This window comes from Butyrivibrio sp. M55, assembly GCF_900116865.1.
In the GTDB taxonomy this organism is placed as follows: Bacteria; Bacillota; Clostridia; order Lachnospirales; family Lachnospiraceae; genus Butyrivibrio.
This window is the reverse complement of sequence record NZ_FPCD01000006.1, coordinates 19275-39515: the sequence shown is the minus strand read 5'-3', so window position 1 is coordinate 39515 and position 20241 is coordinate 19275. Positions and strand designations below refer to the sequence as shown.

Here is a 20241-nt window from a genome sequence, read left to right as displayed (position 1 = left end):
TAACTACAATAGTCATACAATACTTACAAAGTTGTCTTTTCATCTTATTTTCTGATTTTCACCCCTAGTTTTTCTAATGCATAATTGAAATATGTCACTTTATCATAGGTCACTCTGCATATCCCTGTCATTCCATTAACAACATCCACCTTATCCCCACTTCTGCTGACCACATAGTCACTATCCATTTCGACAAGAATCTTAAACACCTGATTTACACTACCTTCTTTACCTTCTCTACTTGATACGTTGCTATCAATCTGTTTAACAACTCCGCTTATTGTTCCATATACATTCTGTGCAAGACCATCAATTACAATCTGTACCTCATCTCCCACATGCATCCTTGCCATATCTGATGTAGATACAAATGCTTCCAAAATGCTGGCCGTATTTGCAGGAGTAATGCTTGCAACTGTTTGCGTTGTTTGAACTACCATTCCATCCTTATAATCTGCAAGCAGATGAATTCTTCCTGTAGCATTTGCCTTGACAGTGTACTCACTTTGTCCGGAGCCTATTGCAGAAATCTGCGCATCTATTGCTTCTATCTGTTGTTTTGCTTCAGAAATTGTTTTCTCAGCAGATGAAATCGTATCATAATAAATCTGAGAGATCTTACCTTCATTCTTTTCAAGCTCAGCTTCTATCTGTTCATCTGAATAATCATATTTTTCATAAACACTTGTATCCATTGTGTTTTGCTTTACTTGTGACTTATACGACTCAAAAGCGCTGTAAAAAAGCACATCATCAGGATCACTGTCGCTAAAATAATTCGTATCATCCTTTATAGATTTTACCAGCAATTGATTTTTCTCTATCTTATCTTGATAAGATTCTTTGCTTAGTTCCAGTTGCTGCGCCTGAATATTATAATCGGTGCTTTTTACCTTAAAAAGCTCATCGCCATCCTTTACAAGCATACCTTCTGATAAAGTACAATCCGTTATCTCTCCGGTATATGTGCACATGACATAATTTGACTTTTCACTTGTCACCGTGCCTGAAGCCTGTATAACATATGTCTTCGGGGTACGCATACTCCATATGACTGCAGCCGTACATATAAGCGCAATTAGAATAATAATCGCATATCCAAAGGCCGGTGGCTCCTTATCATACATTATCCGTGAATCTCTGAGTTCATCAATTGTTTTTATTTTATTTTTCATATGAATATCAAGCCTTATTCTTCTGTCTTTGTCGGCATAAAAATATCCGCGCTAATCACTTCGTCATCTCTGTTTACAAATACAGTATAACTTCCGCCTTCTAATTCAATTTCATTTTCAAAAGCATACACTCCGAGCTTATCATAGGCAAACTTAAGCGTATTCTCTTTACCTGTATATCTGGCAAAAAGACAATTCTTTACTCGAAGCATTGAATCCATCCTGTAAGGTGACTGTACATTATTTATAAAATTGTCACTCTGAAGCATGAATTGCAAATTAATATCAGCCGCTCCATTCTGATTCATCTCTACATTTGAATACTGGATTAAAGGACCAATCTGTTTTGCACCGTGTGTAGAGATAAAAACATTCATCTTGTTGATCTCATTATCAAAAGTTCCTGTATTTATCTTTGAAAGATCCATTTTACAAGATAAGACATTTTGTAGTTTTAGGGTTTTGTTTTCTTCTACTTTTATAGTGTTCATGCTTGCTCCTTCACTTATTTAAATCTCCCACAATAGAAGCATTTGAGCCATCTAAAAACTAATAACTACACTCCGTGGTAGAGTTTTCATGAAACTTATAAGCATATATAGTAAAGTTTTCTTTCGAAGATTTTTCTAATTGCTTATAACTTTCTTTATCAACCTTAAGGTAATCACTATAATTCTTCATTTCTTCTAAATTCGGATAACTAAAATGAACATAAATAATCCTATTATTATCATTATCAATCAACGCATATTCATAGCCACCACGATATCCATCACATGCTATATATGCAGGATAATTATACATAGTTTCATCATACCTGATTTTCTGAACCTTGTGTTCTTCTTCTCCTTCCCAAACGTCCTTTAAGTCATAACTAATCTCAGAAATACGATTCACTTCTGACAAATATTTATCTTCATCATAATATGCATCTAAGATGATATGCCCACGTGTAGTTATCGCATCTGTTTTTGTATCTAAGCTATATTCTCCTTTTTTGATATCTCTAGTATCATCTGGAAATATCAAAAATAAAGAATTCATATCAGCATAATTATTTTCAATAATCTTCGCCTTATCATAATTATCTATATCTGAAATATTATCTTGTGATCCACCAATAGCACTAATCCCTATAATAAAAAAAGAAGCAATCAGCTTTATAATATATAGCACCCCAAGCAATGCCAATGCAAAGACTAAATATCTGGTTCCCTTATTATTTGTTTTTTTTTCAATCATATGTCCAATAACGCTCTCTTCTACATTCACATTATTTTTCTCTTTATCACCCATATTACGCATTTTCCTTTCTCATTTTTTATTGCCTATGTATCATATTTTTTATTCTCCCTTATCACTTATAATTATTCTTTCTGGCATAGCAAAATATTACTATGCCAGAAAGTAATTACACACAATAAAAGCATTAAATCAGATAAAACGCATCATATATTACCCATCTTTCAATTCCGGCTACTGTCTTCGTATCGCGTTTATTCTCGACATTAATACCATCTCCTAAAGAATTAGCAATACTGCTAGCCACTTCCCCTATTTTTCCACCAACACCTGAAAGAAGGTTTGCAACAGCATTTACTCCATAATAGTAAAGGTATGCATGAAAATATATTTCTGCCGCCAAGTCATATGTTGAAATGTTATTCCATCCCTTATTAGCTCTGTATGAAGCTGCATATACCGAAGCTCCAACTTTTGTAGCTAAAGAGAAATTATAATCTATTGTCTCTCCACCCTCTACATAAGTCATCTCTTCTTCATCCATCAAAGAATAGCTAAGCGGCATATCAATTGCTGCACATAAACAGTTTCCCATTCTTTTTATCCTCCATTTTTCTCTCTTTTGTTTTGGCTCATTCATTCGCGACTGAATTCACCTGTCATATATCAAAACACACACTCAGCATAACTTAGGCCTATTTACTTCACTGTGAAGATGATACTAAATGTATGTTGATATCCCCCACTATATAAAATCACGTATAAACAAGTTCATCCAAATTCTCATCCACATCTGCTTCGTCAATAACATTTTCTTCGCTGTTTACACTAAAGTTGCCCTGTTGCATCTCCCAAAGCTTCCAGTATTTCCCCCTTAGTTTTAATAATTCTTCATGGCTTCCCTGTTCGATTATCTGCCCTTTATCCATAACAATTATCTTGTCGCAATTCTTAACTGTAGCCAGTCTGTGAGCTATGATAAGCATTGTCTTTTTCCTGAACTTGTTATAGATCATGTCAAAGATAATGTTTTCAGTGGCAAAATCCAGGTTACTTGTAGATTCGTCCATGATATAAAACTTATTATCCTTAAGGAACGCTCTGGCTAATGCAATTCTCTGCTTTTCACCTCCGCTGAGTCCGTTTCCCGCTTCTTCAAGATATGTATGATATTGCATCGGAAGTTTTTTTATAAATTCATGAGCATCCGCCTTTTTAGCAGCTTCTTTCACCTCTTCAAGAGTTGCGTTCATTCTGCTGACACGGATATTGTCATATATGCTTTTTGAGAATAGCTCAATATTCTGCGGAACATAGGAAATAACCTTCCTAAGCGATGAATTTGAATATTCTCTGATATCAGCACCATCTATTGTTATTTCACCGTTCTCAGGTTCATAATAGCGCAGTAACAGCTTAGCTATAGTCGACTTCCCGCTACCGCTTGCCCCAACCAATGCAACCTTCTGTCCTTTAGGAATCGTAAAGCTGATATTGTCCAAAGCCGGTTTTCTATTACCATACCTGAACGTAAGATTTTTTATTTCAATATCTCCGTCTACACTTGTTATTTCTTGCTGTTCATCTTCTTTTTCTTCTCTCTCGTAATCCATAATTTCCGACAGTCTCTTCATAGAGATATTGGCTTCCTGAATCTGCAACTGAAGTCCCACTAGATTACTTATAGGATTCATGAAATATCCTGAGAGAGTCATAAACGCCATATAGCTTCCAAGTGTAAGTTCGTTATTAATTACTGAGCTGATTCCAACATACAATAGAACAATATTTCCCATTCCCGATATAATGCTTGAAATTGTCCCCTGCACATTTGAAAGCATGGATTCTTTGTAGCCAATCCTAAGAGACTTTATATACTCCTTTTCTATGCTCTCAAGTTCGGTATCCTCATTCGCATTCCCCTTTATTGTTTCTACAGCACGAAGTCCCTCGATAATCTCTGAATTAAGAACCGATGCCTGTTGCATTTGCTCTTCATTAATCTTCTTGTAGGGCTGCTTAAAAATAAAAACCAATATAATACTAACAACTGTCATAAATAAAATTATGGAAAAAAGTTGCGAATTCATTCGGAACAGGATGACACCGGACATAAGTGCCATTGATATATCCATGATCAGCGATAACGCTATTCCGGTAAAAATATTTTTTATAGTAAACGCATCAGAAAATCGCGTCGTTATATCTCCCGTTTTTCTTGTAGAAAAGAATTTCATCGGAAGCTTATATATGTGTTCAAAATACCCCAACATGAGAGGTATGTCTATCTTTATAGATAGATGCAATAGTATCCACTGTCTTATAAATCCAAGTGCAGTCGACGTAAAAGATATTCCAAGAAAAACAACCAACATGATCTTTAGCGCATCTTTCTGCTGGTAGGTTAGAATCTCATCATATATAACATTATTAAACAATGATGATACTATACCTAAAAGTGTTGTAAGCGCAGATGCCAAAAAGGCATATATAAATATCTTCTTTTGAGGAAGCATAAGCTTGATATACCGTTCAAATATATTGACGCCTTTTACCTTCCCGGACTCAAATTCACTGTTAGGTTTTAATAGTAGCAACGTTCCTGTGAACTTTTCGTAGAAGGTATCAATCTCAATACGCTCTAAGTCCCTTGCAGGATCGCCCACAATTATATGCTTCTTATCTTTTTTAAAGATAACCACAAAATGTGATAAACCTTCTTTAGTAATAATATTTGCAATGCACGGTAACGTAAATTCACTTAGAAAGCCTTCTTTGTCAACCTTTACAGCTTGCGTCATGAACCCCAGTTTTTCCGCACATTTTGATAATCCGACAAGATTTGTTCCTTTGAGATCAGTTCCCATCATATCGCGAAGCCTTGTAATGGTCGTCTCTTTTTTATAATGCAAACATACCATCGCCATGCAAGCCGCAGCACAATCCGTATAATCATGCTGATTTACAAATGTATATCTCATTCCACAATTCTATCCTTTGAATTTTTTTATAATTTATTCCATGTTTCTTTTTCATTTGGACTTCCACAATAATTAATGATAATTGTATATTTCTTCTCTCTCAATACATCTTGAGTGAACGCAGGGTATTTTGAGCAAACAAAAAAACTCCGGTATATTTACTACCGAAGCTTTCACAAAATCATTCATAAAGCTATAAAAGCTATGAATTTTCCATTTTCAATTTTGTTACTATAAAATCCATTGTACTTATTAACCACAGTTCTTACACTCTTAATGCCAAAGCCGTGATTCTTAATGTCTTTCTTTGTGGTAAGCACATCGCCATCAATGACTTTATCTTTCATTACCGTATCATTTTCCACCTTAATCAGAAGTTGCTCTCCACTATTTACAACCTTGACATCTATACTTCTTCCATCATTTTCTACTTTTTCGCAACCTTCTACAGCATTTTTAAGAAGATTGTAAAAAATTGTGCAGAGATCATAATCGCTTATTTCCTCTCTAATTTTAGGGCACCCCTCGTATTGGAACTTTATATTTTTATCCTTCATCAATTTTGTTTGATCATTAATCACTGCATCAGCAGCCATATTGCACGTATACTTTTTAGTTTGGTCGATATCAACTTGTTTTTGCATACAAGCCAGATACTCCTGCATTTTTTCAGTATTGCCTTCGTCAAGATATTTTTGTAGTGCTGTAATATGTGCACGAACATCATGCCTAAATCTTCGCACTTTTTCTTGATCATTCTTTAAACCGTCAAAATAATCTGATTGAGCTTTAAGCATATATTGATACTTGATTTCGTCTTGCTTCATCTTATTATTTCTATTTACAACAAAGCTTTGCCATACCATAACAGCAATAAATAGAAACAATAGTCCCAGCATAGCAAAAGATATAATAACGTAAGCCTTTGGATCATACTCATTTCTTCTCACCATTTTCCCCAATGCAGGAATTATAAAAAGCCCTCCAATAAAACTTGAAAAAATCACTCCTAGTTGTGAAGTTGAAAGATAATAGTCTACCTTCTTTTTTATAATAATATTCATCAAAAAATGATATATCATAGGAGCAATTAAAACCAATACCTTATCCCAAAGAGGTCTTCCGACAAGTGCTCCGTATAAATAACAATCATCTTCAAACATGGCATAAAAGAGCATTTTAGATAATGTTGATAGTAAATCCATAATTATCCAGGATACCGCCATGTATATAATCCCCTTAACCCTTTTTCCTTTCTCTATTAACACCACAAAAAAAATGGAGCAAAGATTCGGAATACCACTAAGCCATCTATCTCCTCCACGGATTTCAAAATATAAAAGACAACATAACATCGAAAAAGCAAAATAGATAGGAACAGATATTTTCTTCTTGTAAATTGGAAAATTAAATGCAATAAGAAAAAAAGAAAAATATTTCAATAAATCCAACAAACTATATTCTGCGGCCCATAAAAGATCCTTCATACACTCATCCCCTCATACAAATATTGTCTATAACTTCTTAAAGCAGTGTCTTTATAACTTTTCCCAATCGGTATGCTTTCTTTTGTTATCAAGTTAATATAAGCGCCGGATAAATTAGATATTTTATTTACATTAATAAGATATGATCTATGCACGCGAAGAAACGGCATCCCTCCGAGGATATTTTCGCACTTTTTCAATGTATAAGAAGTAACTATTGTCTTTTGTATAGTATGTATATCACAATAATTCGAATCCGCTTTAAGATATATAATATCCGATTTGCGAATATGATAGTCGCCACAATTATCCGAAAAAACTACCAATGCATCAGATATCACTCTCTTATAAACCTTTTGAATCCTTGCATTGAAATCAGTTTCCTTTATCGGCTTTTGGATAAACCCCAATGTCTTATATCCATATGCATCTCCGGCAAATTCATGATGACTGGATACAAATACTATATTTAAAACATTAGGCATCTTTTCAAGTCTTTCCATTACAGACAATCCGTCGATTCCACCCATCTCTATATCCAAAAAAACGAGATCAATATGCCTGTCAGTCTCCTTTATAATCTCTTCTCCCGAATAATATGAGTAAACCTTATAATTTACTTTTTTATCAATAAAAAATGAGTTGCATAACCCGATTATTTCGTTGTGCAACTCTCTATCATCATCACATATTGCAATATTGAATGTACCTATATCCATTACATATGCCCCCTATAATCAAGTAAATAGCTACATTTTTAAAAGATTATATCATAAAAATTCCTATATAACACTTTTGCTTTATTATGGTTTTAAAATCATTTATCCATAATCGCATTTCCATACACTCAAGATAGCCGCAGTTTACTCAATGATATACTCTCTGCTAATCGAATTGTAATATAATGCAATCTGTCATCTCAAAACAAAAGGAGGAATGTATTCATGTATCAATATGATATACTTGAACTTATTTTCGGAAGCGGCAATCCTTAATAGTCATTTCCCATCTATAAGTCGCCAAAAGCGGTCAAAATAATAAAACTTTGGCGATTTATACGCTTAAAAATGCTTATAAATCGCCAAAGTCTGTTTTTCAAGTGACATCCCTCAAACGAATGACCACTACATTGATTATTTATTCAATCTACTCAAACTGCATTCTGTAATACTTCTCGTACAATCCGCCTGTCCTTAAAAGTTCCTTGTGGGTTCCGCGTTCTTCTATGCCGTTGCTTCCAAGGACGATGATTTCGTCTGCACCAAGGATTGTAGAAAGTCTGTGTGCAATCGTGATGGTTGTTCTTCCGACCGAGAGTTTTTCAAGGCTGTCCTGAACATATCTCTCGCTCTCGTTATCGAGTGCGCTCGTCGCCTCATCGAGAATAAGGATCGGAGGGTTCTTAAGGAACACTCTTGCGATGGCAATTCGCTGTTTCTGGCCACCTGACAGTCTTGCTCCCCTTTCACCGACAAGTGTGTCAAATCCATCTGACAGAGTGTTTATAAAGCCCGTCAGGTCTGCTTTTTCAGCAGCTTCTCTTATCTCATCCATTGTGGCATCAGGCTTTCCGTAAGCGATATTCTCGCGAACCGTACCGTTAAAGAGATACACGTCCTGTTGCACAATTCCGATAAATGATCTAAGAGATCTCTGAGTTACGTCACGAATGTCAACTCCGTCTATTTTAACACTTCCGCCCGTAACATCATAGAATCTTGGAAGGAGTGAACAAAGCGTTGTCTTTCCGCCGCCCGACGGACCTACAATAGCTATATTCTTGCCTTTTTCAACATGTAGACTGATGTGGTCAAGGACGCTTTCTTCCTCGCCGTAAGCAAAAGAAACGTCCTCATAATCGATAACGCCCTCAACGTGTGTAAGCTCTTTTGCCCCATCCTTATCAACAATCTCAGGCTCCGTCTCCATGACCTCGCAGAATCTTCCAAAGCCCGCAAGGCCTTTCTGAAGCTGTTCCGTAAATTCAACAAGCACATTGACCGGATTGATAAATATGTTGATGTATAGCGCATAAATAGCCATATCTTCAACCGTCATCTGCCCTTTGGCAATAAATACGCCTCCTGCCACGATAACAGTCACAAACAATAGTCCCTCGAAGAAGTTATTTCCCGAATGGAAAAGCGCCATCTGCTTGTAATTGTCCTTCTTTGATTCAAGGAAAGCGAGGTTACTTTTATCAAATTTCTTTTCCTCAATCTCCTCTCCCGTAAAGGACTTCACGACCTTGATACCGCCGAGCGTATCCTGAAGGGATGAGTTAATTCCCGCAACCTTCTTCCTATTATCGGAAAACGTCGCTCTCATCTTCCTGTTACGGCTTACAGAAAATACCGCCATGACAAGCACAACAGACACAAGGCACAGCGTCATTGGCACGTTTATACGCATCAGAAGAATAAAGGAACCGACTATTTTCACAAAAGAGATAAATATATTCTCGGGACCGTGGTGCGCAAGCTCGGATATATCAAAGAGGTCCGATACCAGCTTACTCATCATCTCGCCCGTATTGTGTGTGTCATAATATGAAAAAGAGAATGCTTCAAACCTTTCAAAGAGCTCTTTTCGCATGCCGGACTCCATCTTAGCGCCCATCATGTGTCCCCAGTAGGTCACGTACCACCTGCACAGGAATCTGATAAAGTACAAGACAAGCAACAAAAGTCCGATAATCCAGATTCTTTTCATTATAATCTCAGGTTCTTCAAGAAACAGTGTCTCTCTGAGTATTCTTATGAACTGCGGGAAAACGAGATCTATCACAGACAGCACCGTTGCGCAGAACAGGTCGAACAAGAACACTCCGATATAGGGTTTGTAATAAGGTATAAATTTCTTGATAAGATCCATGATGTCTAATTCCTCTTTTAACGTAATTTACTCAGCATGCCCTACCGCAAGGTTGTTGAGCCAGTTCTCTTTCTTTAACCAGAAATGGAAAATAGTGATCTTGATAAAATCAACAAGCTTTACACATATAAAGAGCTCTATAGGGCCTATATCAGTGTATTTACCAAGGATAAGGATCATAGGAAGAAGTACGACCAAAGTTATTACCGCATCTCCGTATGCGCCCATCTTGGTATCGCCTCCGGATCTTGCAACCGCCTGCTGAGCGTTGATGTATACCCATATAGGCATGAACACTGACAGAACAATAACCATTCTTCTGCATATGTCTATCGCGCCGTCGCTCAATCTTCCGTATACGACAGGTACTATAAGCGTAGTCACAAAGCCCACCAGCGTCATTACGCATCCAAAGGCAAATGCCCCCGACAAGAGCCAGCTCTTTTGCTTACGTGCTTCTTCAAGTTTGCCTTCTCCAAGTGTCTTACCCATTATCACGCTTGTAGCCGAATAGATACCGCCAAATGCAACGAAGAAGAGATTTGCGATGGCAAAGCCCGCTGCCATTCCCGATACTACTTCCGCTCCGCCTCTGCTGTTAAAAATAGCTGTATTTACAGTCTCAGAAAGCACCCATGTCATCTCACAGAAGAGCATAAGCGCTCCTTTTCTCAATATCTCGCCAAAGAGACGGAAATCAACTTTAATGCCGCTCTTTAATGCGATAGCAAAATCAGGCTTCACCTTGATATATATGCCTGCGAAGATAACAAATTCCAGTGTTCTTGCTATAACGGTCGCAACAGCCGCTCCTCTTACGCCAAGTGCCGGGAAACCGAAGTTCCCGTAGATAAGAAGGTAGTTAAACGTAGTATTGGTCAGCGTAGCGATTATAGTTACAATAAGCGGTGCCTTTACTCTTCCCATGTCTCTCAAAGATGTCGCTATACAGACAGAAAAAGTCATAGGAAGTCCCATCCAGAACATGATGTGGATGTACTTTACCGCCTCATCAAGAATAAAAGGCGCCTGCGTATTTCCTAAAAGCATAAGCGACAGGAACTGCCTGGGGAAGACTCTGCACACCAGAAAATAAGGTATAAACGCAGAAAGTCCCATAAAAACTTTAAAGATGAATGCCTGCTGCATTCCTGCCTTGTCTTTTGCCCCGAAGAACTGTGTGAGGAATATTCCTCCCGACATGCAGATGGTATTAAGAAACACCATGAAAATAAACAGTATCTGGCCTGCAACGTTAACTCCGGACATGGACACGTCTCCAAGTCCCGATACCATGAAGTTGTCGATAAGCGATACCATGTTCTGGATAAGCTGCTGGAGCATGATGGGTACCGCGATCTTTAATGCATTTTTATAAAAAGAGGCTTCTCCAAATAAGCTTCTTTTCTCCTTAAATATTCCGTTCATAATAATTCAACCTCGTCCACTCAATAAGAACAAAAATTTCCGTCAAATAAAAGAGTTCTGGCAATTATAATACAAGTTTAGTGTATAAATCGCCAAAACTCTCTAGATTCAAAAAACATGGTATATATCAATTACTCAACCGTAACAACCTTAGCAAGGTTCCTTGGCTTATCAACATCAAATCCCTTTGTATATGATGTGTAATAAGCTATGAGCTGCATAACAACGGCTGCAGGGAACGGCATGAACATATCATCCATCTCAGGAAGGATAAATGTATCATCCTCGGGGATATTCATGTCCTTATAAAGAGATTCTCTGGTAATAAGGATCATGCTGGCTCCACGAGACTGAACCTCTCTGATATTGGAGTATTCCTTAGATGCGATTGCACTCTGTGTAACAAGCGCAACTACAGGTATCCCGTCCGTAATAAGAGCAATTGTTCCGTGTTTAAGCTCACCGGATGCGTATGCTTCCGAATGAACATATGATATTTCTTTAAGTTTCAGCGAACCTTCAAGAAGAAGTGAGTAATCAAGTCCTCTTCCGATCATGAATGCGTTCTCTGAAAGGAGGAACTTACTTGTCATCTTCTTTACAAATTCTTTTTTCTCCAAAATCTGACCGATAACTTCAGGTACTCTCTGAAGTTCCTTCAAAAACTTGCTGCTCTCTCCCTCTGAAACAAGTCCGTTAAGTCTTGCCGCATGGATTGCAAGAAGATAGAAAACAGTAAGCTGGCTGGTGAAAGCCTTGGTACTTGCAACAGCAATCTCAGGGCCTGCATGTGTATAAATGCAGTAATCACTGATATCTGAAATTGTTGAACCTTTTACGTTTACAATGGACAGTACCTTTGCACCTTTCTTTCTCGCATACTTAATAGCCTCGATAGTATCTACCGTCTCACCTGACTGTGAAACCGCGATAACAAGAGTTCCGGGCTTAATAACGGGATTAGTGTATGTAAACTCAGAAGCCACCGCTACATCAGTGTGGATATTGGCAAGTGTATGGAAGAGCTGCTGACCTATAAGTCCCGCATGCATAGCTGTTCCGCAGGCAATAACCACTATATTCTGATTATCTCTGAAAAGAGAATTCGGAATGCCTTCTGCTTCAAATGAAGTGTTACCATTTACGATGTGAGGTGTGTAAGTATCCTTTACGGCGTCGGGCTGTTCATGGATCTCTTTTTCCATATAGAAAGCATAGCCGCCCTTACCACCGCGACTTGTATCCCAGTCAATAGTCATGAGCTGAAGAGGAATCTCATGTCTCTTCTCGTCATGAACCACTATTCCCTTAGCTGAAAGACATGCAACCTGATACTCGGGAAGGAATGCGTATTCCTTTGCATGTACGCCAAGAGCCGCAACATCAGAAGCAAGCATTGCGCCATGCTCAGTCATTGCAACTACGATAGGACTTACGTTTCTGATCGCATATATTTTACCGGGCTGATCAGCAAAAATAACCGCAAAAGCAAATGTTCCCTTAAGCTGTGAAACGAGATCTCTTAAAGCCTTTTCAGGATCTCCGTCATACAGGCAATTCAAAACTGCGGCAGCAACCTCAGTATCTGTCTCTGAGATAAGCTTGCCCTTAAGATCGTACTCTTTTACAAGTTCCTTATAATTCTCAATAATTCCATTATGTACAAGTGTCACTCTTCCATTCTGATGAGGATGGGCATTCTCATCGCTGACGCCACCGTGTGTAGCCCAACGTGTATGTCCGATTCCTGCGCACGCCTCATCTGTAAGACCAACACATACTTCTCTTAATTTAGAAACTCTTCCCGCAACCTTATTTACAGTAGGTCCCTTCGCTCCGTCAGGGAAAAGAGCTATTCCCGCACTGTCATATCCTCTATATTCCAAAAGTTCAAGTGAGTCCAATAAAATGTCTTTTGTGCTCTTTTTTCCGATATATCCAATAATTCCGCACATAACCTCTCCAATCAACTATATATATAAATTTTCCTATATAATATAGTATGTTTATATCATACCAAAAGCGCCTGTTTCAAGCGCAAAACCAACTAATGCTTTATTATAAAAGTTTGTTGCTTTTTAGTCAAATTTGACATCTTGTTAAACCTCATGTAAAATTTCATAGAATTATGAGTGGTGAAGATATGAAATTAAAAAATCTAAAAAACAAAAACTTAATACTGGTATCCGGTGCACTTATGGTCGCATCATTAGCTGTATGCGGCGCAGCATTTGCAACGGACGAGATCAAGGTCTCGGCAACGGAAGCAATTATCGCTTCAACGGAAGACGTTTCGGTTCAGCCTGAAATTGCTTCCATCGAAGGAAGCTCAGCTATAGCAGACGAAAGTTCAGCTGCAGCATCTTCCTCAGTAGAACCTATCGACCCTAATGTGGTTGTACACTATGAAGTTCCTGCGAACATGTTCGCATCAGCTACCGTAAACGTAAGAAACGGAGCGGGAATTCAGTGTGATAAGATCGGTAAGCTCTCATGGGGCGCACAGATCACAGTAACAGGCGAAACAGGCAGCGGTTGGTATGAGATAGCATACAAAGACGGAATAGGATATGTCAGCAAGGATTATGTATCTACCGGAATCCCCGGCGTGCCTTTTCTTTTTGTAGGAGACTCAAGAACAGTTCAGCTTAAAACTGCTGTAGGTTCAACAGATAAGGCATATGTTGCCAAGGTCGGAGAAGGTTACAGCTGGTTCAAGAACACTGCTCTTCCCCAGATTCCCAATTACGCCGGAAACGGAACCGTAATGGTAATCAACTTTGGTGTAAACGATCTTGCAAACGCATCGAAATATATCAAACTTGTAAACAGCAACATCGATTCATGGGAAGCTGCCGGAATCAAGGTTTACTACGCAGCAGTAACTCCCGTAAAGAACTGCAAGACAGTTTCTAACGAGCAGATAGAAAAATTCAACGCAAAGCTCAAGTCACAGCTTGACCCGAGAGTCACTTGGATAGACGGTTACTCTTACTTAAAGCAGAACGGTTTCTCAACCGGTGACGGGCTTCATTACAACAACTCAACATACAAGAGTCTTTACTCTTACTATATGTCAGTAATTGACGCTTAATTTTTAGGCTGTCGCACTTTTGTGTGGCAGCCCTTTTTGTCCCCAATTAACGCCCAGCCCCAAGGGCATCAGGTCTGAAATTGTAGCTGGGCTGTCTATGAATAAATCTACCTAAACAAAAAAAGCCGCCAAAAGCGACTTTCTCTAAGCTGCTGACGGGAATCGAACCCGTGACCTCCGCACTACCAATGCGACGCACTACCGACTGTGCTACAACAGCGCATGCCCTAAAGCACGATGTTTATTATAGCAATCCTAAATAACGGTGTCAATCAGAATATAGTGAAAGAGTATATCTCCTGCTCATGCGTGAATTATCTTGAAAATAGGCAGTACCTTTTTCTTATACATGTCTGCTCACTTATATTTTATCTCAATTATAAGCAGTGTATTTTTTCTGCCCGCCCCTGCTCATATTTATACTTTTCTCATAATAGTCAGTAAGAAAATCCTTAATTCCTCTTATTTTTCTCTACACTTCTTCCAAATCAACTGACCATAAACTGTTTTTCTAAGTTTTAGTCAGCTCACTCTTCCATCTGATATCTGCCCATATTACTATATCTTACAATATAGTCAGTAAAAATAGCTTTTTGACCTCTGCTTTTTTCTTTATTCCCGCAGATATGAGCAGAAAAAAGCGATTCGCATTTTTCAATCGCAGCAACAATGGACTGTCTGCGTCACCATATAGCTATAAGGTGGATTTTCGCAACATTTACAGATGTTGCAATATTCAAGAGTGATAAAAAATGAACCTTTCATTCTGTTCTCGCTCCAACTGTTTGAGCCCATTTATGGGCGAGTTTTGGAGCGAAGAATGAAAAGTTCATTTTTTATTGCCTTGAATATCAACATATTTAATTGGTAAGAAAATCCACCTTACAGCCATATGGTGATACCGTCAGTATTCACATCATCAGTTCTTCGATAAGGTAGTGGTAGATCTCTTCGTTCTTTTTTTGCCACTTGTCGCAGATTGACTGTGCAATCTCTTCGGTGGGAACGGGAATTGAGATGTTAAGGATACACTTTCCGTTCTCCATAGCTACAAGCTGAGCAGTGTACTCATTGTCGCCTGTTTTCCTGTAGTCACTAAGTATGGAGGCTTCATTTCTGAGTTTCAGGCTGTTAGCTGTGAGAAATTCATCGGCCTGCTGCCTGATAGACGGATTAATTCTGTTGCCAAAAAACTTGAGCGTCTCTTCACCTTCGGCTGTTATCTCCAGAAACGTCCTGTTTGCCATAGTTTTTTCTACGATAAGCTCCGATGAAACAAGCTCCGCAAATACTTCCTGAAGAGTCAGGAACGTCGTATATTCTTTTTCCAATATAAAGTCATAGATCTGCGACTTGCTAAGAGGTACCTCGCAGCGCTTTAGCATGTACAGAACGATCATTTTGTATAAAGTAAGATACCGTGAGCTCACAGTAATGCCTCCATCTTAAGTACTATAGTAAACGAGCCGGCGTGCCTCTCCGGCAGTTGCCGGCAAAGCACTACACTACTCAAATGTGAGCTTTTACAGCTGCTGAAATAACATCTGCTACTCTCTCATCAAAAGCTGCAGGAAGGATATTCTCATCATTAAGCTCTTCATCAGGGATAAGTCCTGCAAGTGCAGTTGCAGCCGCAAGTTTCATCTCCTCTGTGATCTGCTTTGCTCTTCCTTCAAGCGCACCGCGGAAGATTCCGGGGAAAACAAGAACGTTGTTTACCTGGTTGGGGAAATCACTTCTTCCCGTTCCGATAACCCTTACTCCTGCTTCCTTTGCAACATCGGGCATAATCTCGGGAACAGGATTTGCCATAGCGAACATGATCGCATCTTTGTTCATTCCCTGCGCCATCTCTTTTGTAACGATTCCGGGAGCTGAAACACCGACAAATACGTCTGCACCCTTAAGTGCATCGGCAAGTGTTCCGTTCTCCTGATCGGGGTTGGTCACATCCATCATCTTCTCCTGCATCCAGTTAAGATCGGGTGATGTCTTGCTAAGAATTCCGGACTTATCGCACATGATAACCTTCTTGAATCCATAGCGAAGAAGAAGCTTTGTGATAGCTATTCCGGCACTTCCCGCACCGTTTACTACTACCTTGCAGTCTTCCTTTTTCTTTCCTACAACCTTAAGTCCGTTGATAACACCTGCAAGAACAACGATGGCTGTTCCGTGCTGATCATCGTGGAATACGGGGATATCAAGTGTCTCTTTTAATCTCTCTTCTATCTCAAAGCATCTGGGAGCAGAAATGTCCTCAAGGTTAATTCCGCCAAATCCCGGTGCAAGATATGTAACAGCTTTGATTATCTCTTCTGTGTCCTGAGTATCAAGGCAGATAGGCACTGCGTTTACGCCTCCAAACTCCTTGAAAAGAACTGCTTTTCCCTCCATAACCGGCATTGCTGCGTAGGGTCCGATGTTTCCAAGGCCAAGAACCGCGCTACCGTCAGAAACTACGGCGATGGTATTGGACTTGATAGTGTACTTATAAGCAAGCTCTTTATCTTCAGCTATAAGCTTACATGGTTCTGCAACTCCGGGTGTATATGCAATAGCAAGGTCCTCTTTTGATTTCACCTCAGCTTTTGAAAGTGTCTCAAGCTTTCCCTGCCATTCCTCGTGCATTTTAAGTGCCTTCTCAGCGTTAGTCATAATAGTACTACTCCTCTCTTGTCAAAACTCTTTTCCAACTATACTGTAAGCAAACGACACGACTTCGTTTCGTTTGTCCGTATCAATGTATTTGAAGACATCATATAGCTTCTTGTGTCCTCCGCCCGTATTTTCAAGGCCGAGCGCAAGCCCCAGTGCCGATATCTCCTCCTGCGCATCAACCTGCCTGGACAGCATGAGTGCGTCAATATGGCCATTTTTTTCCATTTTTGTATAAGCATAGGCAAATGCCGCTGCCTGAACATCTTCTCCGGACGTGGACGAATATCCCAGCTCACTCAAAATTATGGAGCGAACATTTCCCGAAGTATCCCTCATGGAATCTTTCTGCATATAATTAGTAAGCACCTCGATGTTATCCATTGTTATCGTAGGTGTTGTTTCCGTGTGATTTACGTACTTGGATGCATTCCAGAACGCTGTATTTCCGTTGGGGAAAGAATACGGATGAGCCGCAAGTCCCCAGTCTATATTTCCGTAATTTGATATGGACGACGCAAATATATCTATAACGTCTTTTGCGTCATAATCACCTGTCTTTTCCGTATTATATGTCCAGCGCTGGTCAATCGGAATGTATACCTTAGCGCTTGAATTTTCGCTCATTATGGCATTGTAAAAGACTCTGAATGCTCTTGTAAATGCCGCTGTATATGTATTTACATCGGTCTTTGCCATATAATTATATTCTTTTCTGGCGTTGACCTCATTGGCAATAATCCACATACTTACATTGCCATGGCCGGTTCCCGAATATCTTCCCGCCAAAAAACTTCCGATAGCGGCAAGTGCTTTTACACCGCCTTCATCTGCAGCGTTAAACATGTAATACGGTGCAGTTGAGCCGCTTCGGGCATCCGGATGAGTAATCTCGGGATATGTTGAAGGGCTGGCATCATTTAATATGATAGCAGCTATGTCTATCCCCATTCCATTGAGCTTCTGGAACAGATTATCATAATCATTCATTATCTGCGAGTTAAAATGATAGACCTTACCGCCATAATCATACTCAATCCCACCGGAAGTCGTAAGTATATGCGAAAGAGGAATATTGTAAGAACAATAATTCACTCCAAGATCCGGAAGTTCGGAAAGTTTCAGCGGATGCGGAAGAATTCCCTTTATCGACTTGTGCTCCATCCCGCCGTAGCTATGTCTTGCGCAAGCTCCGGGATTTGTTATGTACTTGGGATGGCTTATGCCGACAAAGCCGCCGTCTTTTCTGACAGCAAGTGTAAACTTGGAAAAAAGCCTTGAATCCGCAGTATCTTTTTTCAGATTAAGCTTAAACTGTGCTTCTTCGCCCTTATATATCCTGTCAATAGGCTCTGCGCCTTCTGCAAGGCCGTCCTCATATGTTGCCTGTTCAAAAATATAATAGTATTTGTCATCACTTGCCGGTATCCCCGCAGAAGTAGCTTCTATCTGGATTTTGTCATCATCCACGATAGCGCAGTTGTTGATGCTGGCAAATTCGGCAGTGTTCTCGGGCGTAAGTTCAATTGTTTCCGGTCTCTGCATAAGGGCTTCCGTAACCGTCATACCCGATCCCGTTATGAAATTTATAATATCCTGATTTAAATACTCGTGCTTTCCGTTATTGGTAGTATCATGTGCTACTTCAATAGTCTCAAGAAAAGAGTCCGGTTCAGAATCGAAATCTCCGTTATATACTTTTTTAAGCAAAGTTACAACTAATACAGTAACAAAAACAAGCGCAACGGCTGTAACTATTCCTGTTAAGGCAAGCAGTCTTCTGTTTCGCCGGATTCTTTGGTTTCTTGTACTTCCTTTACCGGTTCGCATTCTGCGCTTTCTTTTTTTCATCAGTCTCCCTTTTTATTTCTATTTTTTAGTTTCTTCATATGATCCTTTATCTTAAGTTCGTATCCGTTTCCTGTCGGGTTATAGAATTCCTTGCCATTAAGCTCATACGGCAGATACTGCTGCTCAACGTAATGGTCCGGGTAATCGTGGGCATATTTGTATCCAAGGCCGTGCCCAAGCTTTGCGGCCGATTTGTAGTGTGCATCCTGAAGATGCGGCGGAATCGGAAGATTTCCCGTTTCCCTGATCGTATGCTGTGCATTCTCAATAGCAAGATATGCCGCATTACTCTTAGGCGCCGTAGCGATGTAGCTTGCCGCCTGAGCCAGCGTTATACGCGCTTCCGGCATGCCAAGTCTCTCAACTGCAAGTGAAGCTGCAACCGCCACCTGTAAAGCTTGCGGATCTGCGTTTCCTACATCTTCGGAAGCACAAACCATCATTCGCCTTACTATGAATTTAGGGTCTTCTCCGGCATCCAGCATTCTTGCAAGATAGTAAACCGCAGCGTCCGGATCCGAGCCTCGCATACTCTTTATAAAAGCAGATATAGTGTCGTAGTGATTGTCGCCGTCCTTGTCATATCTGGCAACTTTACGCTGAATACACTCCTCTGCCACTTCTTTTGTTATATGTATCAGACCGTCACTGCTGCGCTCCGTTGTCATAACGCCAAGTTCAATGGCATTTAACGCATGCCTTGCATCTCCGTCGGAAAAATCTGCAAGAAAATCTGCAGCATCATCTTCAAGAACGGCGTTATAACCGCCCATTCCTCTCTCTTTATCGGTAACGGCGCGGTTTAGAAGCACTTTTATATTATCAGCCGTAAGCGGTTTGAGTTCGAAAACGACCGATCTTGATATAAGAGCCCCGTTTACCTCAAAATAGGGATTCTCCGTCGTTGCACCGATAAGTATCACAGTCCCGTCCTCAACAAACGGAAGGAGGTAGTCCTGCTGCCCCTTATTAAACCTGTGAATCTCGTCTATAAAAAGAATGGTCTTCTTGCCGTACATTCCAAGGTTATCCTTAGCCTTGTTAACGACCTCTTCCATATCTTTTTTGCCCGCTATGGTAGCATTTATCTGAGTAAACTCAGCCTTAGTCGTACCGGCTATAACCTTAGCAAGCGTGGTCTTTCCTGTTCCGGGTGGTCCGTACAATATTATGGAACTTAGCTTATCTGCCTGAATTGCACGATAAAGAAGCTTGTCTTTTGCAATGATATGCTGCTGTCCCACCACCTCATCCAAGGTCCTCGGGCGCATTCTTGCGGCAAGCGGAGATTCTTTATCCATATTGTTTTCACGCATATAGTCAAATAAATCCATAACATTTTAGATTTTACTATTTTTGGTAAAAAAAATAAAGGTACGCTTTCGCTGCATTGTATAATAGATTTTATAAAAAATCACAAAAGGTATTGACCTTCCACCTTATGGAAGGTG

At 39.6% G+C, this 20241-nt stretch carries 15 protein-coding genes and 1 tRNA gene; 1 reads left to right on the top strand and 15 read right to left on the bottom strand.

Annotated elements, in window-relative coordinates; translation table 11 throughout:
* Positions 1–44: 44 nt before the first annotated feature.
* The 10 genes from BM398_RS08900 to glmS form a co-directional block, all read right to left on the bottom strand.
* Positions 45–1175, bottom strand: coding sequence for an HlyD family secretion protein (locus tag BM398_RS08900; RefSeq protein ID WP_092337368.1), 1131 nt, complete (start codon positions 1173–1175; stop codon positions 45–47).
* Positions 1176–1189: 14 nt separating this feature from the next.
* The gene (locus tag BM398_RS08895) at positions 1190–1666 is read right to left on the bottom strand and encodes a hypothetical protein (protein ID WP_092337367.1); all 477 of its coding nucleotides are present in this window, start codon (positions 1664–1666) and stop codon (positions 1190–1192) included.
* A 58-nt stretch (positions 1667–1724) separates the two neighbouring features.
* Positions 1725–2471, bottom strand: coding sequence for a hypothetical protein (locus tag BM398_RS08890; RefSeq protein WP_139233801.1), 747 nt, complete (start codon positions 2469–2471; stop codon positions 1725–1727).
* A gap of 133 nt (positions 2472–2604) precedes the next feature.
* On the bottom strand, positions 2605–3012 hold the full coding sequence (locus BM398_RS08885; RefSeq protein ID WP_092337365.1) for a hypothetical protein: 408 nt from the start codon (positions 3010–3012) through the stop codon (positions 2605–2607).
* Positions 3013–3172: 160 nt separating this feature from the next.
* Positions 3173–5398: a peptidase domain-containing ABC transporter gene (locus tag BM398_RS08880; protein WP_092337364.1), complete on the bottom strand. Its 2226-nt coding sequence runs from the start codon at positions 5396–5398 to the stop codon at positions 3173–3175.
* A gap of 185 nt (positions 5399–5583) precedes the next feature.
* Positions 5584–6885 carry a sensor histidine kinase gene (locus BM398_RS08875; RefSeq protein ID WP_092337363.1) on the bottom strand — a complete coding sequence of 434 codons (1302 nt, stop codon included), beginning with the start codon at positions 6883–6885 and terminating at the stop codon, positions 5584–5586.
* Positions 6882–7604, bottom strand: coding sequence for a LytR/AlgR family response regulator transcription factor (locus BM398_RS08870; RefSeq protein WP_026667762.1), 723 nt, complete (start codon positions 7602–7604; stop codon positions 6882–6884). Before BM398_RS08870 ends, BM398_RS08875 begins: the two co-directional genes overlap by 4 nt.
* Positions 7605–8031: 427 nt before the next feature.
* On the bottom strand, positions 8032–9759 hold the full coding sequence (locus tag BM398_RS08865; protein ID WP_092337362.1) for an ABC transporter ATP-binding protein: 1728 nt from the start codon (positions 9757–9759) through the stop codon (positions 8032–8034).
* Between the two features lie 27 nt (positions 9760–9786).
* On the bottom strand, positions 9787–11187 hold the full coding sequence (locus tag BM398_RS08860; protein WP_092337361.1) for an MATE family efflux transporter: 1401 nt from the start codon (positions 11185–11187) through the stop codon (positions 9787–9789).
* Between the two features lie 131 nt (positions 11188–11318).
* Entirely contained in the window at positions 11319–13142 is a 1824-nt protein-coding gene (gene glmS / locus BM398_RS08855; RefSeq protein WP_092337360.1) for a glutamine--fructose-6-phosphate transaminase (isomerizing), read from the bottom strand.
* A gap of 188 nt (positions 13143–13330) precedes the next feature.
* On the opposite strand from glmS, the gene BM398_RS08850 reads away from it, so the two are divergent.
* Complete coding sequence (locus BM398_RS08850) at positions 13331–14281, top strand: SH3 domain-containing protein (protein WP_175531892.1); 951 nt, start codon at positions 13331–13333, stop codon at positions 14279–14281.
* A 147-nt stretch (positions 14282–14428) separates the two neighbouring features.
* Here BM398_RS08850 and BM398_RS08845 read toward each other — a convergent pair.
* The 5 genes from BM398_RS08845 to BM398_RS08825 form a co-directional block, all read right to left on the bottom strand.
* Positions 14429–14501, bottom strand: a tRNA-Thr gene (locus BM398_RS08845).
* A 691-nt stretch (positions 14502–15192) separates the two neighbouring features.
* A complete protein-coding gene (locus BM398_RS08840; protein ID WP_092337358.1) occupies positions 15193–15711 on the bottom strand; it encodes a DUF4364 family protein in 519 nt (172 codons plus the stop codon).
* 79 nt (positions 15712–15790) lie between these two features.
* Positions 15791–16939: an NAD(P)-dependent malic enzyme gene (locus BM398_RS08835; protein WP_092337357.1), complete on the bottom strand. Its 1149-nt coding sequence runs from the start codon at positions 16937–16939 to the stop codon at positions 15791–15793.
* Between the two features lie 21 nt (positions 16940–16960).
* Entirely contained in the window at positions 16961–18790 is a 1830-nt protein-coding gene (locus BM398_RS08830) for a DUF5722 domain-containing protein (protein ID WP_092337356.1), read from the bottom strand.
* Complete coding sequence (locus BM398_RS08825; RefSeq protein WP_092337355.1) at positions 18790–20124, bottom strand: replication-associated recombination protein A; 1335 nt, start codon at positions 20122–20124, stop codon at positions 18790–18792. The genes BM398_RS08830 and BM398_RS08825 overlap by 1 nt, the downstream gene beginning before the upstream one ends.
* Between the last annotated feature and the right edge of the window lie 117 nt (positions 20125–20241).

Bases quoted from the DNA above. Each gene is read 5' to 3' on its own strand.
- BM398_RS08900 (WP_092337368.1), bottom strand. From the start codon at position 1,175: ATGAAAAATAAAATAAAAACAATTGATGAACTCAGAGATTCACGGATA.
- BM398_RS08895 (WP_092337367.1), bottom strand. From the start codon at position 1,666: ATGAACACTATAAAAGTAGAAGAAAACAAAACCCTAAAACTACAAAAT.
- BM398_RS08890 (WP_139233801.1), bottom strand. From the start codon at position 2,471: ATGGGTGATAAAGAGAAAAATAATGTGAATGTAGAAGAGAGCGTTATT.
- BM398_RS08885 (WP_092337365.1), bottom strand. From the start codon at position 3,012: ATGGGAAACTGTTTATGTGCAGCAATTGATATGCCGCTTAGCTATTCT.
- BM398_RS08880 (WP_092337364.1), bottom strand. From the start codon at position 5,398: ATGAGATATACATTTGTAAATCAGCATGATTATACGGATTGTGCTGCG.
- BM398_RS08875 (WP_092337363.1), bottom strand. From the start codon at position 6,885: ATGAAGGATCTTTTATGGGCCGCAGAATATAGTTTGTTGGATTTATTG.
- BM398_RS08870 (WP_026667762.1), bottom strand. From the start codon at position 7,604: ATGGATATAGGTACATTCAATATTGCAATATGTGATGATGATAGAGAG.
- BM398_RS08865 (WP_092337362.1), bottom strand. From the start codon at position 9,759: ATGGATCTTATCAAGAAATTTATACCTTATTACAAACCCTATATCGGA.
- BM398_RS08860 (WP_092337361.1), bottom strand. From the start codon at position 11,187: ATGAACGGAATATTTAAGGAGAAAAGAAGCTTATTTGGAGAAGCCTCT.
- glmS (WP_092337360.1), bottom strand. From the start codon at position 13,142: ATGTGCGGAATTATTGGATATATCGGAAAAAAGAGCACAAAAGACATT.
- BM398_RS08850 (WP_175531892.1), top strand. From the start codon at position 13,331: ATGAAATTAAAAAATCTAAAAAACAAAAACTTAATACTGGTATCCGGT.
- BM398_RS08835 (WP_092337357.1), bottom strand. From the start codon at position 16,939: ATGACTAACGCTGAGAAGGCACTTAAAATGCACGAGGAATGGCAGGGA.
- BM398_RS08830 (WP_092337356.1), bottom strand. From the start codon at position 18,790: ATGAAAAAAAGAAAGCGCAGAATGCGAACCGGTAAAGGAAGTACAAGA.
- BM398_RS08825 (WP_092337355.1), bottom strand. From the start codon at position 20,124: ATGGATTTATTTGACTATATGCGTGAAAACAATATGGATAAAGAATCT.